14 protein-coding genes are annotated in these 17,690 nt (G+C 32.7%); 7 read left to right on the top strand and 7 right to left on the bottom strand.

Going from position 1 to position 17,690, the window contains the following annotated elements; translation table 11 throughout:
* Nucleotides 1–71 precede the first annotated feature (71 nt).
* Nucleotides 72–2,132 (bottom strand): M1 family aminopeptidase, encoded by a 2,061-nt coding sequence (locus tag ACHRV0_RS13150; protein ID WP_395441149.1) that lies wholly within the window; start codon nt 2,130–2,132, stop codon nt 72–74.
* A 95-nt stretch (nt 2,133–2,227) separates the two neighbouring features.
* Here ACHRV0_RS13150 and ACHRV0_RS13145 point away from each other — a divergent pair, with 95 nt between their 5' ends.
* Complete coding sequence (locus tag ACHRV0_RS13145) at nt 2,228–2,971, top strand: diphthine--ammonia ligase (RefSeq protein ID WP_395441148.1); 744 nt, start codon at nt 2,228–2,230, stop codon at nt 2,969–2,971.
* 114 nt (nt 2,972–3,085) lie between these two features.
* Here the strand turns inward: ACHRV0_RS13145 and ACHRV0_RS13140 are convergent, their stop codons facing one another.
* Together ACHRV0_RS13140 and ACHRV0_RS13135 are read right to left on the bottom strand one after the other, a co-directional pair.
* Entirely contained in the window at nt 3,086–3,628 is a 543-nt protein-coding gene (locus ACHRV0_RS13140) for a DUF1697 domain-containing protein (RefSeq protein WP_395441147.1), read from the bottom strand.
* 157 nt (nt 3,629–3,785) lie between these two features.
* Nucleotides 3,786–4,220, bottom strand: a complete 435-nt coding sequence (locus tag ACHRV0_RS13135) for a hypothetical protein (RefSeq protein WP_395441146.1) — start codon at nt 4,218–4,220, stop codon at nt 3,786–3,788.
* A 235-nt stretch (nt 4,221–4,455) separates the two neighbouring features.
* Between ACHRV0_RS13135 and recG the strand changes: the two genes are divergently transcribed.
* The gene (recG, locus tag ACHRV0_RS13130) at nt 4,456–6,564 is read left to right on the top strand and encodes an ATP-dependent DNA helicase RecG (protein WP_129022485.1); all 2,109 of its coding nucleotides are present in this window, start codon (nt 4,456–4,458) and stop codon (nt 6,562–6,564) included.
* 236 nt (nt 6,565–6,800) lie between these two features.
* On the opposite strand, the gene ACHRV0_RS13125 is transcribed toward recG, so the two are convergent.
* From ACHRV0_RS13125 to ACHRV0_RS13115, 3 genes are all read right to left on the bottom strand, one after another.
* Entirely contained in the window at nt 6,801–7,403 is a 603-nt protein-coding gene (locus tag ACHRV0_RS13125; protein WP_089055655.1) for a PAS domain-containing protein, read from the bottom strand.
* 124 nt (nt 7,404–7,527) lie between these two features.
* The gene (locus ACHRV0_RS13120) at nt 7,528–8,382 is read right to left on the bottom strand and encodes a hypothetical protein (protein ID WP_395441145.1); all 855 of its coding nucleotides are present in this window, start codon (nt 8,380–8,382) and stop codon (nt 7,528–7,530) included.
* Nucleotides 8,383–8,410: 28 nt separating this feature from the next.
* Nucleotides 8,411–9,010, bottom strand: coding sequence for an AhpC/TSA family protein (locus ACHRV0_RS13115; RefSeq protein ID WP_395441144.1), 600 nt, complete (start codon nt 9,008–9,010; stop codon nt 8,411–8,413).
* A 576-nt stretch (nt 9,011–9,586) separates the two neighbouring features.
* Between ACHRV0_RS13115 and ACHRV0_RS13110 the strand changes: the two genes are divergently transcribed.
* The 5 genes from ACHRV0_RS13110 to ACHRV0_RS13090 all read left to right on the top strand — a co-directional run bounded on the left by ACHRV0_RS13110 (nt 9,587) and on the right by ACHRV0_RS13090 (nt 17,127).
* On the top strand, nt 9,587–10,645 hold the full coding sequence (locus ACHRV0_RS13110) for an efflux RND transporter periplasmic adaptor subunit (protein WP_129022488.1): 1,059 nt from the start codon (nt 9,587–9,589) through the stop codon (nt 10,643–10,645).
* 121 nt (nt 10,646–10,766) lie between these two features.
* Nucleotides 10,767–13,865: an efflux RND transporter permease subunit gene (locus ACHRV0_RS13105; protein ID WP_395441143.1), complete on the top strand. Its 3,099-nt coding sequence runs from the start codon at nt 10,767–10,769 to the stop codon at nt 13,863–13,865.
* 67 nt (nt 13,866–13,932) lie between these two features.
* Complete coding sequence (locus ACHRV0_RS13100) at nt 13,933–15,243, top strand: TolC family protein (protein ID WP_395441142.1); 1,311 nt, start codon at nt 13,933–13,935, stop codon at nt 15,241–15,243.
* Nucleotides 15,244–15,268: 25 nt separating this feature from the next.
* Complete coding sequence (locus tag ACHRV0_RS13095; RefSeq protein WP_129022491.1) at nt 15,269–16,132, top strand: bestrophin family protein; 864 nt, start codon at nt 15,269–15,271, stop codon at nt 16,130–16,132.
* A 71-nt stretch (nt 16,133–16,203) separates the two neighbouring features.
* On the top strand, nt 16,204–17,127 hold the full coding sequence (locus ACHRV0_RS13090; protein WP_395441141.1) for an AraC family transcriptional regulator N-terminal domain-containing protein: 924 nt from the start codon (nt 16,204–16,206) through the stop codon (nt 17,125–17,127).
* 126 nt (nt 17,128–17,253) lie between these two features.
* Here ACHRV0_RS13090 and ACHRV0_RS13085 read toward each other — a convergent pair whose 3' ends face one another.
* Nucleotides 17,254–17,628, bottom strand: coding sequence for a DUF779 domain-containing protein (locus tag ACHRV0_RS13085; RefSeq protein WP_089055648.1), 375 nt, complete (start codon nt 17,626–17,628; stop codon nt 17,254–17,256).
* Nucleotides 17,629–17,690 lie beyond the last annotated feature (62 nt).

The raw sequence follows: 17,690 nt of genomic DNA, 5'->3' as shown, positions 1-17,690 counted from the left end.
TAGAGAACAGAACAAATAAGCAAGAGCAAAGACACCTTTGAAAGTAGTAAATCTTTGATCTTGATTCTCTTCTACTCTTTCAGCAAACGATTCAATTGATATTGTTCATCGGGGTTTAAATTAGGTAAAATTCTATTAAACGAAGCACGCATTTCTGAATTTTTTAATAAAACTCGAATCGAATCTCTTCCAAATTTTGAAAACTGCCACATATGATGTGTTGTTGCACTTACCAAATTAGTTAAAACCTGATCGTTTATAATTTTAAAAGCAATCAGTTTTTCAAGTGCATTCTGGCGTGTTGGAGCTTCATATTTAGTTGAAGAAAAAGCAATTAGTTCGCTTATTAATTCTTCTGGATTTGTACTGTAATCAGGTGTTGATAAAGCCAGAGAAAGCCATAATGTTCGAAGATTAAAGTCGTTAAACCCAATCCAGTTTTTAGATTTATTCAAATAATCTGTTCTATGATTTGGGAAGTTTCTCCACAAATAAAACAGAGCAGCTTCTTGTGTTTGATAGGATTTATCATCAAGCAAAGTTTCATATTCTACTCTAAAATCTTCTGGAATTTTAGCCAATGAACTTGCAACGGCTTGTCTGACTTGAGTATTATTTGTTTTTAGTGCAGTTTGTAAAAGCGTTTTCTTTGCTTCATATTTTTCATTTTCTAATTGATCTACAATTGCTTCTTTTACAGATTCATAAATATTAGATTCTAAAGTTTTTCTTAAAAAATCTTCTTTCTCGGATAATGGTGTTTTTTTAAGCTTATCAATTTCTAAACGAGTTTGAATCGCTTTGTTTTTACTGAGTAATGCATTTGCTGTCGACGTATCAAAAACAGTTGATTCTAACCATGTTTTTTGAAATTTCTCAAGATCAAAATCAGATACTTTTTTTATTTCGTCAAAGAAATCTTGAGTTGTTACGGTTTGATAAGCAAACTTTTTCAAATAGCTTTTTATTGCTTTTTTAAAAGCTTTATCTCCAATTGATTCATGCAATACAAACAATGCCCAAGCTCCTTTTTCATAAAAAGTAAGTGAACTTGCTTTTGCATTTAAAACCGGAATAGAATCTGTTCGTGAGGCAAATTTTATTTGCTGCGCCGTATTGTATAATTTAGAATAGAAAAAATCGTCTCCATAAATTTCTCTTTCTGCCAAAGCAGCAAAATAAGTTGCAAAACCTTCTTGAAGCCAATGATGTTTACTGCTTTCGGCTGTAATTAAATCTCCAAACCAATGATGAGCCAGCTCATGTGCATCAACATTAGTATAATTTCGATCTTCAAAACCAATAGAATCTACTACATAGCGAGTTGCCAAAAGTGTCGAAGTTGTGTTTTCCATTCCTGCATACAAAAAGTCGCGAACAGGAATTTGTCTATAGATTTTCCAAGGATATTTTACTCCGATTTCTTTCTCTAAAAAATCAAAAATACGTTTAGAATAACGATACGTTGGTTCAAAACGTTTTTTATCCTTTGGTTCTAGATAATATTCTAACGGAATTCTAGATTTTGAAAGCATTTCCGTTTTATCATATTTACCAATTGCAAGCATCAATAAATAAGAACTCATTGGTTTCTCCATTTCGTATTGCCAGTGAAACAAATCGCCTTTGCTTGTTTTTTCTTTTAAAATACCGTTTGAAATTACCTGATACTGACTATTGTAAGTAATACCTAAATTAAAAATCAATTTCTCGTTGACATCATCAAAACTCGGGAACCAATTACTGGTGTATCTTCCCTGACCTTGCGTCCAGATTTGAACGTCATCATTTTCAATTTCAACAAAGTACAATGCTTGTTTTGGCTTTGCAGTATAATTGAATGTCAGCTGCTTATTTCCTTTTTCAAAATGACTGATAATTTGTAATTCTTTACCGGTATTTAGAAAAACAGCATTCACTCCATTTATTTGAACATTAGAGAATTCCATGTTTTTAGCGTCAATTTTTATTGTATCAACAGACTGCAAAACGCTAAAATCGTAAACGACTTTTCCTGCAATTGTTTTTTGTGCATTATCGATAGTCAATTGTGCATTAACCGATTTAAAATCGACAAATTTAGTTTGCTGTGCAAAAAGGAAAGTGGTAAATAATAAGAATATATATTTCATTGAAATAAATTTGAAGGCGAAAATTCCAAAGTTACAAAGGTTTCATCAACAAATCGAATCAAATTTGTAAGTTTACCGCACAAAAATTCCAAATCGTGTTTACACCAAAAAAAGCCTTATTTAACTGGAGCAGCGGAAAAGATTCGGCTCTTGCATTATACAAAATCCTTCAAGATCCCGAGTACAAAATTGACTGCTTATTAACGAGCGTGAATCAACAATATCAGCGAATTTCAATGCACGGCGTTCGTGTTGAACTGCTGAATGCACAAGCAAAAAGCATTGGACTGCCATTAAAAGTCATGCAAATTCCAGAAATGCCCACTATGGAAGTCTATGAAGATGTAATGACTAAAACTTTAACGGAATTAAAGGATAACAGCATTACACATTCTGTTTTTGGAGATATTTTTCTGGAGGATTTACGAAAGTATCGCGAAAATCAATTGGCAAAAATGGATTTTCAAGGTGTTTTCCCCCTTTGGAAAATACCAACAAAAGATTTAATTCAAGAGTTTATTTCATTGGGATTTAAAACTATTGTGGTTTGTGTAAACGAGCGTTACTTAGACAAAAGTTTTGTCGGCCGAATTATAGATCAGGATTTCATAAACGATTTACCTGAAAATGTTGATGTTTGCGGAGAAAATGGAGAGTTTCACACTTTTGCTTTTGACGGTCCAATTTTTTCGAAGCCAATAGATTTTGAAATAGGAGAAATTGTTTATCGCAAATATGAAAAACCTGAGAAAGAAGATTCATCAGATACTGCCTGCGATACCAGTGCTTCTGATGCTTTCGATTTTGGATTTTGGTATTGTGATTTAATCCCTAAATAGTTTCTAAAAAAAGTTTGCCACGAATTTCAAGAATTAACACAAATCAATTGGTGAAAATTCGTGAAATTCGCGGCGACACTTCGACTTTGCTCAATTTTACATCATTAGATTCTTTTACTCTTCAGAATACATTGCCAATAAATTTGTAACTGTATTCCAGTTTCTAATTGTTGATGTAACATTTAGTTTTTTCTCAATGTATTTTTGGTCAAAACGAGTTTTTCCTGCACCAACAGCGTATTTAATAAAAATTCTATTTCCATCAATACTTGCTTCGTCAGGTTTAAACTGGCTGATTTTTAAGTCGTTTATGTTTTCCTTTTTCAATTGAGTTGAGACAAAAGCTACATATAATTTTTTGGTGTCAATATCCTTTTCCTTCAAAAAAGGATTATTCTTAAAGCATAATTCCAGATCTTCTTTTGTTATTACAATCGTTGGAACTTCATGTCCAAAAACTTTAAATATTTCCTGTTTGATCATAAAACCAACTTTCGAAGCATCTTCTTCGCTGTCTACAAAAACATTTCCTGTTTGCAGATAAGTTCTAATATTCTGAAAACCAATATTTTCTAACATTGTTTTCAAAGCATCCATTTTCATCATATTATGCCCAGAAACATTGATTCCTCGTAAAAGCGCTAAGTGTGTTGCCATTTTTAAAATTTTATTCAAAGATAAAAATTCATTTTAGTTTATATGACTATTCCACCCAATCAAACTTTATTAAAAAAGGCTGGCTTATTAAAATAAAAACTCCGCCAGAAAACCGACGGAGCCAAACAATTTGAATTAGTAAGCATTGTTTGAAATATTACTTTAATTTATCATATGTAAGTAAAGGTCCATCACATGCAGCCCAAGTACTGTACAATTTTCCAGTAGCATAAATTATATATAGATTTTCTATTAAATCCTCAGTACAAGTTCCTATTATATCATTTTTAGTGCTATACATTAATTTTAACTGAGTTTGCTCTAAAGTTTCTACAACAGAATAAGTTCCTGATACACTAGAAGTTTTGCTGTCTCTAATTCTTGTTTTAGTAAACTTCCCGTCAGAGCTAAAAACATAGCTTTCCTCCCATTCCATAACACCAATAGAATTTGCTGCTGGGTTTTTATTTCTATTCATGCTCGTTAATTTCCATTTTCCAAGATAATCTTCAGTTGGTTTATTGTCATTGTCATCATTAGAACAAGAAACAAGAGAAATAAACAAAACTATTAAAAGTCCAATTTTTTTCATTTTTTTTAAAGTTTTAAAGGTTAATTATTATTAAGATTAATCGTCCTTAAAATGGTTGCGTTTATTTTTACAGCTTAACGATAACTTAATATTCAAAATCCTAAGAAGTTAATTCATTTCCAAATTTCCTAATTAAAATCTATCTTCGCTTTTGAAATAAATTTCAATTTAAAAATTCCAAATTCCAATTCTTTCAAATCTACAAACATCAATCTTAAAATCTGAAATAGTTTAAATGTCTAATAATCTTCTAGAAACTCCAATCGAATACTTAAAAGGTGTTGGCCCAAGTCGCGGTCAGCTGCTTCGCAAGGAATTAGGAATTCATAAGTATGGAGATTTGGTGAACTTTTTTCCAAATAGATACATTGACAGAACTCGTTATTACAAGATAAACGAACTTCAAAATACAGGTTCTGAGGTTCAGATTATTGGCAAAATCATCAATATAAAAACAGTTGAATTTGCTAAGAATAAAAAGCGTTTAGTCGCCACATTTGTAGATGATACAGGACAATTAGACCTGAATTGGTTTCAAGGACATAAATGGATTCGTGAAAGTTTAAAACTAAACGAACCTTGTGTAATCTTTGGAAAATGTTCTTTGTACGGAAGCCAATTCAGTATGGCACACCCCGAAATTGAGCTGCTGAAAGAACATGAAAAAAGTCTGCGTTCTGCCATGCAGCCCGTTTATCCATCTACCGAAACATTAACAAATAGAGGTATTTCAAATAGAACGATTAACAAATTAATGGAACAATTGTTTATCGAAACTCAAGCTTTGTTTACCGAAACTTTTCCATTATATTTAATTGAAGAATTAAAGTTAATCTCAAAAAGAGCCGCTTTATTTAATATACATTTTCCAAAAAGCACCGATGCTTTGGCGAAAGCGCAATTTAGATTGAAGTTTGAGGAATTGTTTTTTATTCAGTTGCAGTTAATTACAAAAAATCTAATTAGAAAGCATAAAATAAAAGGACATCCCTTTACCAAAGTAGGTGATTTTTTTACTGAATTTTATCAAAACCATCTCCCTTTTGAACTTACTAATGCTCAAAAAAGAGTAGTTAAAGAAATTCGTTCAGATATGGGAAGCAATGCTCAAATGAACCGATTATTGCAGGGAGACGTTGGTTCTGGAAAAACAATTGTGGCTTTTATGAGCATGCTTTTGGCAATGGATAATGGTTTTCAGGCCTGCTTAATGGCGCCAACAGAAATTCTTGCTAATCAACATTTTATTGGCTTATCAGAATTTGCTAACACTCTGAATATTAATATAAAAATATTAACTGGTTCAACAAAAACTGCAGCTCGAAAAGTTATTCACGAAGAACTTGAAAATGGCACTTTACAAATTTTAATAGGCACACATGCTTTATTGGAAGATAAAGTGAAGTTTCAAAATCTTGGATTGGCTGTTATTGACGAACAGCATCGTTTTGGTGTAGAGCAGCGCTCCAAATTGTGGAAGAAAAATGAAATTCCTCCGCACGTTTTGGTTATGACAGCAACACCAATTCCGAGAACTTTAGCAATGAGTTTGTACGGAGATCTTGATATTTCTGTAATTGATGAACTTCCGCCGGGACGAAAACCAATACAAACGGTTCACCGTTTTGATTCTAACCGATTAAAAGTCTGGAAGTTTCTACGTGATGAAATTGCACTTGGAAGACAAATTTATATTGTATATCCGCTAATTCAGGAATCGGAAAAAATGGATTACAAAGATTTAATGGACGGTTACGAAAGTATTTCTCGTGATTTTCCATTGCCTCAATATTCGATTTCGATTTTGCACGGAAAAATGAAACCCGCTGATAAAGATGCCGAAATGAAGCGTTTCTCTGAAGGAAAAACCAATATTATGGTGGCAACAACAGTAATTGAGGTTGGTGTAAATGTACCAAATGCCAGTGTTATGATTATCGAAAGCGCCGAACGTTTTGGTTTGTCGCAATTACACCAATTACGTGGTCGTGTTGGTCGTGGTGCCGAACAGAGTTATTGTATCTTGATGACGGGACATAAATTAAGTTCTGACAGTAAAACCCGTATGGAAACAATGGTTCAGACAAATGATGGTTTTGAAATTGCCGAAGTTGACTTAAAACTTCGCGGTCCAGGTGACTTAATGGGAACACAGCAAAGCGGTGTATTAAACCTGCAAATTGCAGATATTGTTCGTGATCGAGATATTCTTGGATTAGCTAGAAATTACGCTATGAAAATCCTGAAAGAAGACGGTCCTTTAAATAAACCAGAACATGCAATTCTAAAAGCAGTTTTTATTGAATTAACTAAAAAGAAAAGCATCTGGAATTATATTAGTTAGTTTTTTTTTAGCCTCAAAGGTGCATAGATACAAAGGTTCAAAGGTTTATTGAATTAAAAAAGATTCAATTACATCATATCTGATGCAATAAATCTTTCAACCTAAATATGGCTAAATGTTGAAAAAAATTAAACACATAGAGACATAGTCATGTTTGTTGATGCAAGTGAAATGTCTTTCAAAAGCAACAAAACCAATATTTCTATGTGTTATACATAATTCTACAACCAGCTTTATTATTTCTTTGGTGGAGTTTTCTTTTCAAAAAGACCGCTGAACAAGCCTTTACTAACTTTGTTTTTATCATCTTTTCCTGTAGCGATTAAATGATCGATATATTCCATATACGTTTTTTTACGCTCTTCCAGAAAACCAACCAAATATTCTTCAGAAGCTGTTAAACCGCTTGCTTCTTCTATTTGTAAAAGTTTTTTGTACAATGGTTCTATGAATTTTACGATGATATTTTCGGGAACCGATTTTCTTGTTCCAAAAAAACCAACGATCTCGCCGTCAGTATCTGCAATGATTTTAAATTCGGTTACAACCCAATAATAGCGACCTGTTTTTGCCATGTTTTTTAAAACAACATGAATGTTTTGACTGGACTTAATACTGTCCCATAAAAATTTAAAAATCACCTTAGGCATATCAGGATGCCTCACAATATTGTGAGGCTGCCCTATTAATTCAAACTCATCATAGCCAGAAACATCGATAAAATCTTCATTGGCATACAAAATAGTTCCGTTTTTATCTGTTTTACTAAGCAGTACTTTGCTTTTATTCCAATCGACTTCTCTGTCAGAAGGAGTCGGACGTGTAGTTCTGGTCTCCATAAAATTTTATATTAAAAATTAATTGGCATGAGTTTTTTTTTGCTTTTAGAATAAACTCTCTAAAAACCTGTTTTTGAAGTTTCTTTCGAGAGTTTTTTCATTTTTGGAAGTTGTTTTGTAATTTTTACTTTCTAGTGTTAGTTGATTTTACATGAATATCGTTTACGAGATCGTCAATTTTTTTCGCACTTTCTCTCATCATATCCAGATAAGTCAAAATTTGATCATTGTCTGTATGTCCTTTTGAAACATCAATTAATTTTAGCACTGAAGTTACTGGGAGTTTTAAATCTAAAGTTGTTCTGTGAATAAAATCATTGTATTCTTTAGTTGCTGTTAATGAACTGTATTTAGCCGATGCAAGCTTCATATTTTCCAGTTCATACTCGTCAGAAATTTTAGAAATATGATTTTCGCTGTGTTCCTTAAAATAATAAGCCCAATAACCATTCATAAAAAATACAACTGCCGCTAAAACAGTATGAATAATTAAAGTTTCAAGATCAAAATTTACCTGCGAAAAATAAACCTGAAGCCCGTTTGCATCATTATAAATATAGTTTTGCAAGTATGCCAAACCAGCGTGATGGAGCACTACCAAAAGTGTAAGCGGAATTTGAAGTTTCCAGTTTTGATAAATAATTAAAATTGTACTGGCAATAAAAACGGTAAAATGCATTTCGAACATTCCATGTATTTGATAAATGTACTGCGCCATAAATATAGCCAGAACAACAGACAAAACGTACTGATAGAATTTTGAATTTTTAATAAAAAACTTAGCCGAATAATACATCAGAAGATTCAAGGTTCCTACTCCTACTCCAATTTCAAAGGTATCGTACTTAAAAGACAATGCAATTCCAAGGAGAAAATAAACTGCGAGAACATAATTAATAATAGTATCAGACTTTTGCGTCATTGTAGACATAAAACTGTGCAAGTAGTCTTGCTCATTCAAACTGGCTTTTCTTTTCATAGGTTAAAAATTTTAGTTAGGGATAGATTTATTTAGTGCAATTTGGTAACGAACATCCATAAGCTCTAAGAGCTAAAGCATTAAAAGAGGGCGAATTAGTCTGCTTTAACAATGAGTCAATAGCCATTTGAGCATAATTACTGTCGGCATCAGTACAATATCTTGTTTTGTTATAATTGCCGCGAAAATATAGATTATGCGATGCGTCTAACAAAACCGCTTGCGGAGTCGAAATAACACCGCATTTTTTAGCAATATTTTGATCAAAATAAACAGGAATTTGTGCGTCAAACTTTTTCTGTATTTCTTCTATTGTAAAAGTCTTTTGCTTGTTTAAAACCACAATTTTAAAATTAACCCTGTCACCGTATTTTTTAATCAAACCAGCCACGTGCGGCACATTGAATCGTGAGCAGGGACAATCTGGATTAAAAAAATGAAAAAAAACAGGTTTACTATCAAAAGGACAGCATTGAGACAAATCAATCTTGGCTCCCATGGAAATGCTGTGGTAATTTTTTGGAATAGGTGTCGGCAGGCTATACTTAAACTCATTCTGCCAAAAAAGAAAACCAATTGCAGCAAGTAAAAATGAAAACCATAATGCTAGGAGTAATTTTTTCTTCATCTATTATTATTTTATAATTTGGAACAAAAAACATAAACACTTGTTAAAATAATTAATACTAAATTTCGCTTTAATGATCAAAAAACTGCTGCTAAATCTATCTTTTAACATTTAATTATGTAAAAAGGTACTGATTATACTGCTGTATTAATTATTTTGTCTAACGTATCAATGTTACAAATAAAATCGATGAAATACAATATAAATTCGACAAACTGCATATTTTTTTTCAATTCCATAAATAATAATCTTCCAACAACTCTTTTAGACTTTAAAATCAATTAATTTTCAAAAACCAGAAAACAAATAACCTACTGATTAATAGATTTTTACACATAAATTACCCTCCAGTGTTAAAAATTACCCAACAAAAAATACCAACATCATTAAACCTTTTGTAAAAACCAACATCTAAGCTGCAAAGTTTTGCAGCTACGGCTAAGAAAAACAGTACTTTGAAGTATATTGTACTCCAAGTGTTAAATAAAACCTAACGTCAATTGATTTCAGTACAAAAAGTTAAATTTGTGAGTTGCAAAAAACATACACCAAAAAAAACACATTCACCTAAATTTTATGAAAATTAAACACCTAATCTACGCCTTGATTATCATTATTTTTGGAGGATTTATCACTTATAGGATAGTATCTAACAAAGGTAAAAATGAAGACTCGAAGAAGTTTGGCGATAAAGACAAACCAACTACAGTTACAGGAATAGTAGTTAAAACTTCAACGTTTGACAACAATTTGTCTTTATCTGGCTCTATTGAAGCAAACGAGCAAATTGAGATTCACAGTGAAGTATCAGGAATTGTAGAAGGAATTTATTTTAATGAAGGTAGTTATGTAAATAAAGGACAAGTTCTTTTTAAAGTAAATGATCTTGAACTAAAAGCACAATTAAGACAAGCAGTTACAAGAGAAGGCTTAGCCGCTGAAAATGAAAGAAGAGCAAAATTATTGTTGCAAAAAGAAGCAATCAGTCAAGAAGAAGCAGATGTTGCCAGAGCAGATCATGCTTCGGCGCAAGCTCAAAGCCAGTTAATCAGAGCGCAAATTGCTAAAACTTCTGTAAAAGCGCCTTTTTCAGGAAAAATTGGTTTACGTTCGATTTCTCCAGGTACCTATATTACTCCAACAGTTGTAGTAGCAAAATTGGTAAATACAGGAAAATTGAAAATTACATTTTCGATTCCAGAAAAATATGCTTCACAAGTAAAAACAGGTTCTATAATCGATTTTACCGTTTCTGGATCAGATAAAACATATAATGGAAAAATTTATGCTATTGAGCCAGAAGTTGCCGTTGCTACTCGTACACTGCAAATTCGTGCCATTGCTGATAATACAGATGGAAAACTTTTCCCTGGAACTTTTGCCGATATAAAACTGCCGTTAAACATTATTAAAGATGCAATCGTAGTTCCATCAGAAGCTATAGTTCCTGTGCAAAGTGGTAAAAAAGTGTATGTAGCCGATATGGGCAAGGCAAAAGAAGTTATGGTTGATGCAACAACAAGAACAGATTCTTCGATTTTGATTTTATCAGGATTAAAAGCAGGAGATACTTTAATTACAAGCGGTGTTATGTCATTAAAAAATGAAGCACCAATAATAGTTAAAGTAAAATAGTCCAAAGTCGAAAGTTTTAAAGTCTCAAATTATTAAGGCTTAAATATAGATTTGAAGATGCAGTAAGATTTAGTACTAAATCTAATATCTAAAATCAATAATCTAAAATCTAAAATTGCAAATGAGTTTATCAACTACAAGTATAAAAAGACCTGTTTTAACCATTGTACTGAATCTATTAATTATATTATTCGGTTTCATTGGTTATACTTTTTTGGGTGTCCGCGAATTTCCCTCGATAGATCCCGCACAGGTTTCCATTAGAACCAATTATACAGGAGCTAATGCTGATATTATTGAATCGCAAATTACGGAGCCGCTTGAAAAAGCAGTAAATGCGATTGACGGAATCCGAAATATAACTTCATCAAGTAATCAAGGAAGCAGTAACATTACCATCGAGTTTAATTTAGATAAAGATCTAGAAGAAGCTGCCAATGATGTACGTGATAAGGTTTCTCAAGCCATCAGAAGTTTACCGCAAGATATCGATGCGCCGCCTGTTGTATCAAAAGCTGATGCTGATAGTGATGCTATTATTTCGATGACGGTACAAAGCGACAGCCGAAATTCATTAGAATTAAGTGATTATGCCGAAAATGTTATTTCGCAGCGTTTAGAAACAATTCCGGGAGTCAGCGGTGTTCAAATTTGGGGACAAAAGCGCTACGCCATGCGTTTATGGATTGATCCTGTAAAGTTAACGGCTTACGGCTGTACTGTTTCAGATGTTCGTAATGCCCTTAACGCTCAAAATGTCGAATTGCCTTCTGGTAAACTTACAGGAAACAACACCGAATTAACAGTAAAAACAGTTGGAAATCTTTCGAAACCTGAAGAATTCAATAATATCATTATTCGTACAGATGGAGACAAAATTGTACGCTTAAGTGATGTTGGTGGTGCAGAATTGGGTCCAGAAAATATCGAAACCAAATTAAGCCAGTCTGGATTACCAATGATTGGACTGGCAATCGTGCCAATGCCTGGTGCAAACTACCTAGATATTTCGGCTGAATTTTATAAAAAATACGATGCTTTAAAAAAGGATCTTCCGAAAGATATTAAACTAAATATTGCACTTGATAATACCATATTTGTAAAAAAATCGGTACTTGAAGTTGCTGAAACACTTGGAATATCAGTAATCTTAGTAATCATTATTATTTATCTGTTTTTTAGAGACTGGGCAATTGCTTTTAGACCTTTAATAGATATTCCCGTTTCCTTAATTGCAACGTTTTTTATAATGTGGCTTTTTGGTTTTTCTATTAATGTATTGACTTTATTAGCAATTGTTTTAGCTACGGGTCTGGTTGTGGATGATGGAATTGTCGTAACCGAAAATATCTTTAAGAAAGTCGAAGAAGGAATGTCGCCTATTGAAGCTGCTATTAAAGGATCAAACGAGATTTTTTATGCTGTAATTTCGATTTCGGTAACATTGGCGGCTGTATTCCTGCCTGTAATTTTCTTAGAAGGTTTCGTAGGTCGACTCTTTAGGGAATTTGGGGTTGTAATTGGTGCTGCGGTATTAATTTCGGCATTTGTTTCCCTTACCTTAACGCCAATGTTAAATGCCTATTTAATGAAAGGCGGAGAACAGAAAAAATCTAAATTCTACGTAAGAACGGAGCCTTTCTTTGAAAAAATGAACAGCAGTTATGCTGAAGCTCTTTCAAAATTTATGGAAAGAAAATGGATTAGTTTTCCTATTCTTATTGCTTGTTTTGGATTAATTTATTTGTTTTTTACCATATTACCAAAAGAAACAGCTCCTTATGATGATCGAAGTTCTGTAACCATGCGTATGACAACTCCAGAAGGATCATCATATGAATATACAGATCGTTTTATGCAGGAAATCTCAAGATTGGTTGACGATTCAATTCCGGAGAAAAAAGTAAGTTTGGTGATTACCGCACCCGGTTTTGGAGCTTCGGCTACAAATACTGGTTTTATCAGGCTTTCTTTAAAAGAACCTCATGAAAGAAAGAGATCCCAAAAAGAAATTGCCGATCAATTAACAAAATGGACAAAGCAATATCCTGACGCAAAAACATCTGTGATTCAACAACCTACAATTGCTGTAAACAGACGTGGCGGATTACCAATTCAATACATTATTCAGGCTCCAAATTTTGAAAAATTAAGAGAAAAAATTCCTGTTTTTATGGATGAAGTTGGCAAAAGCGATGTTTTCTCTATCAGCGATGTTAATTTAAAATTCAACAAACCTGAAATAAACGTTAGTATTAATCGTGAAAAAGCCGAAAGTTTAGGAATCTCAATTATTGATATTGCGCAAACTTTACAACTTTCTTTAAGCGGACAGCGTTTTGGCTATTTTATCAAAAACGGAAAACAATATCAGGTTATTGGTCAATTTGATCAAAAAGACAGATCAAAACCATTGGATTTAACGTCGATGTTTGTGAAGAACAAAAAAGGAGAATTAATTCAGATGGATAACGTTGTAAATGTGGAAGAACAAAGTAATCCTCCGCAATTGTACCACAACAACCGTTATATGTCGGCAACCGTTTCTGCAGGTTTAGCTCCAGGAAAAAGTATCAGTGACGGAATTGCCGAAATGGATAGAATTAAAGCTAAAGTTCTAAATGATAGTTTTACTACAGATTTGAGCGGAGAATCGAGAGATTTTGTGGAAAGCAGCTCGAATACATCTTTTGCTTTTGGATTGGCTTTATTATTAATATTTTTAATTCTTGCGGCTCAGTTCGAAAGTTTTATAGATCCTTTTATTATTATCTTGACTGTACCAATGGCGGTTGCTGGAGCCTTATTTTCATTATGGTTATTCAATCAGACTTGGAATATTTTCAGTCAAATTGGAACGGTAATGCTTATTGGTCTAGTGACTAAAAATGGTATTTTGATTGTAGAATTTGCCAATCAATTACGAGAACAAGGAAAACCAAAACTAGAAGCAATTCTGGAAGCTTCAGAAGCACGTTTACGTCCAATTTTAATGACCAGTTTAGCGATTGCTTTAGGAGCATTACCAATTGCAATGTCGCTTGGAGCTGCATCAACCAGTAGAATTGGTATGGGAGTTGTAATTGTTGGCGGAACTATATTTTCATTAGCATTAACACTTTTTGTTATTCCTGCGATCTACATGATGTGGTCTAAAGCGCGTAAACATTACCCTGAATTTGATCATATCGAAGAATACGAAAAAGAAGTAAGTAAATAATTTATTAGCCTTGAATTTCTGAATTGCATTTGATTAATTCAGGAATTCAAGGCAAAAGAAAAACAATATGAATATTAAAATTTTAATTAGCAGTTTGTTATTACTCTTTTTAAGCATTACAAAAACGAGTGCGCAAGAGGTTTTGACTATTGAAGATGCTATGAAAATTGCTTTAGAAAACAATTTTGAGATTAAAATAGCCAAGAATAACTCAAAAATAAGCGAAACGAATGTAACTTTAGGAAATGCAGGAATGCTTCCGAATGCAGGCGCTTCGATAACAGACAATAACAGCGTAACAAATTCTTCGCAGACACGTCAGGATGGAACAACAACTTCATTGGATAACGCTAAAAATAACAGCTTAAATTATGGAGTAAGTTTAGGCTGGACTGTTTTTGATGGATTGAAAATGTTTGCAAAACTAGATCAATTAAAAGAACTTCAAAAATTGGGAGACGCTGAATTAAAAAGAACTATTTTGATCAAAATTGGTCAGGTAAACTCTGCCTATTATGATTTGGTTCAGCAACAACAGCAATTAGCCGCTTTAGATACGACAATCGTAATTTCGAAACAAAGATTAACTTTAGCTCAAAACCGTTTCAGTATTGGAAAAGCTTCAAAATTGGAGGTTTTGAATGCGCAAGTTGATTTAAATTCAGATCAAGTTGCATTATTGAGACAAAAAGAATCGTATGCAAATGCTAAAATTTTATTGAATCAATATTTAGCCAGAGATCCTAAAATAAATTTTACCGTTACAGATTTAGTTACGGTTGATAATAAATTGATTTTGGCTGATCTTATGGATTTAGCACAAAAACAAAATCCAGCTTTAGAAGCTCAAATTATCAATAAACGTATAGCCGAACTGCAGCTAAAACAAGTAAAAGCAGATCGATATCCTGTTGTAAACTTAACATCTGGTTATAATTTTAACGAAAGTCAGTCGAGTTTAGGTTTTACGAGTCAAGCATCGTCACGCGGTTTAAATTATGGTTTTAATGCCACTTTAAATATTTTTGACGGTTTTAATCAGCATCGAAATGAAAAGGTTGCCAAACTTCAAATTGAAAACTCTCAAATAGCTATCGAACAGCAAAATATGATTTTGAATACACAGTTAAGCACTGCTTTTCAAACTTATTTAACCAATCTGGAATTGATCGATTTAGAAGAAGATAATGAAGCTATTGCAAAGCAAAATCTTGATATTACCTTAGATAAATTTAGAATCGGAACTATTACAACTCTTGATTTTAGAACGGCTCAGCTTAATTATGTAAATGCAAAAGTACGTTACAGCAATGCACAATATGAGGCGAAATTATCTGAAATTGCCTTAAAAGAATTAGCAGGAAATATTAATTTTTAAAGTAAATTTACTGCAAAAAAAAGTAATGACTTCGTATAATCCAAAAGACTGGTTTAGTTTTATTTTTCATTTTAGCAAAGCCGATACTTTCCGTAAATTAATTCCCGTAATGTTTTTTATGGCAATATATTGCGGCGGAATTGCTTATCTTGAACTTGAATATTGGGATTTACCAGAAGACAGTAAGGTTAAAAACATCTCAACGATGCACAGCATGTTGGGTTTTGTAATTTCATTATTACTGGCATATCGTACCAATACAGCCTATGATCGTTGGTGGGAAGGACGCAGGATGTGGGGAAGTCTGGTAAATAACAGTCGTAATTTTGCCATGAAACTTTCGGTTATTTTAGAAGACGAAAAAGATAAAGCCTTTTTTAGAAAGATGATTCCGGGATATGCTTCTATCTTAAATAAACATTTAAAGGATGAAGAAACCGGAATGCAATTGTTTGATAATGTAGATTTAGAACTGGATCATCACAAGCACAGACCCAATCAGGTTGCCAAAATAATGTTCAAAAAAATACACGATCTTTATGCAACTAATAAAATTTCAGGCGAACAACTCATTACCTTAAATAATGAAGTAACAGCGTTTACAGATATTTGTGGAGCCTGCGAGAGAATTAAGAACACACCTATTCCCTACTCTTACAGCGCTTTTATCAAGAAATTTATATTTATTTTTGTCCTTACACTCCCTTTTAGTTATGTATTTACATTAGGCTATTATGTAATTCCTGTCGTTGTTTTTATTTTTTATGTTTTAGCGAGTTTAGAGCTTATCGCAGAAGAAATTGAAGACCCTTTTGGTGATGACGAAAATGACCTTCCGACAAGAAAAATGGCAGAAAATATTAAGAAACATGTTGAAGAACTGATTTAATGAAACGTTAAATCTTAAATTGCTAAACTTATTTTTATTAAATTTAGAGTTCCACTCGAAAATTTAATACAATGCAAAATCAACGTGTTTTAATTACTCCGCCAGATTTATCTAATGAAAAATCATTAAAAACACTTGTTGAAAACAGGAGTGTTTACACTCTAAACCATTGCGAACTGAACATTTTTGAGACTTACGAATCTTCAAAACTAGTACCTTTAAAATTCAACGATTTTGTAGTTACGAGTATGCTTCGAGGAAAAAAAGTAATGCATTTGTTTGACGAACCCGGATTTGATTATCTGCCTGGGGAAACAGTTGTTATTCCTTCGAATATTGAAATGAAAATTGATTTTCCAGAAGCTTCAAAAGAAAATCCAACGCAATGTCTTGCTTTAGCTATCGACACAACAAAAATTACCGAGACTCTTGATTTCTTAAATGAGCGTTATCCGAAGAAAGGAAGCGACAGCTATTGGCAGTTAAACTATCAAAATTACTTTTTTTACAACAATGTTGATCTTGCCTCGACAATTAGTAAATTAATTAAAGAGTGTACAAGCACATCGATTACAAAAGATGTTATTGCAGATTTGACATTGCAGGAATTATTAATCAGAATCATTCAAACTCAAACAGCAAAATCTCTTGATGATGGAGCTGTTCTACAATCCAACAATCCAATTTTTGAAGTTACGGAATTTATCAAACTTAATTTGAAGGAAAACATCAATCTAAAAAGCTTAAGCGAAAAAGCCTGTATGAGCACAGCTTCCTTTTATCGTTTTTTCAAGAGAGAATTAGGCATGAGTCCTATAGAATATGTTTTGAATGAGAAAATTAAATATGCGAAAAAACTACTTAAAAATCCAAGCATCCAAATAAACGAAGTTTGTTATTTATCAGGTTTTGAAGATGCTAATTATTTTATCAGATTGTTTAAAAAACACGAAGGAATTACACCGAAACAGTATCAGTTGCTTTATGTTAATTAAAGATGCTAAGGTACTAAGGTTCTAAGATACTAAGCCATCTTGTCATTTCGAGGAACGAGAAATCACAAACCTCTGCAAAACCTTTGTCTCTTTGCCCCTTTTAACCTCTGTCCCTTTTTTAAAAACTTACTCAAAAATCTTTACCGGTTCTAAATCTTTTTCCTCCTCCTCAGTAAAGATTCTATACTCAATTTGAAATGTCTTTTTCAGAGGTGTTTCCAAAGAAAAACCACCAACACCAAATGCATCAATAACTTTAAGCGTAAAATGCGAATGTTTCCAATATTCGTACAGATCATTATCGACCCAAAATTCAGTATCTTCAATAGTTCCGATGCAAACATCACCTATTCGCTGATAGTAACCGCCTTTTTCAAAACATTGCGGCTGCGTGCCTTCACAACATCCTCCGGCTTGGTAAAACATTAAATCTCCATGTTTTTCCTTTAGAATTTTAATTAATTCGACAGCTTCTTGTGTGGCTTCAATTCTCTTAACCATGACTTTTACTATTTAAAAAAAGCAGTAAACTTATTGTTATAAATTTACTGCTTTTTGCATTA

The organism is Flavobacterium sp. FlaQc-30 (genome assembly GCF_044005885.1).
GTDB lineage: Bacteria > Bacteroidota > Bacteroidia > Flavobacteriales > Flavobacteriaceae > Flavobacterium.
Note: the sequence above shows the minus strand (reverse complement) of the source record. Positions and strands in the feature narration are given on the sequence as shown.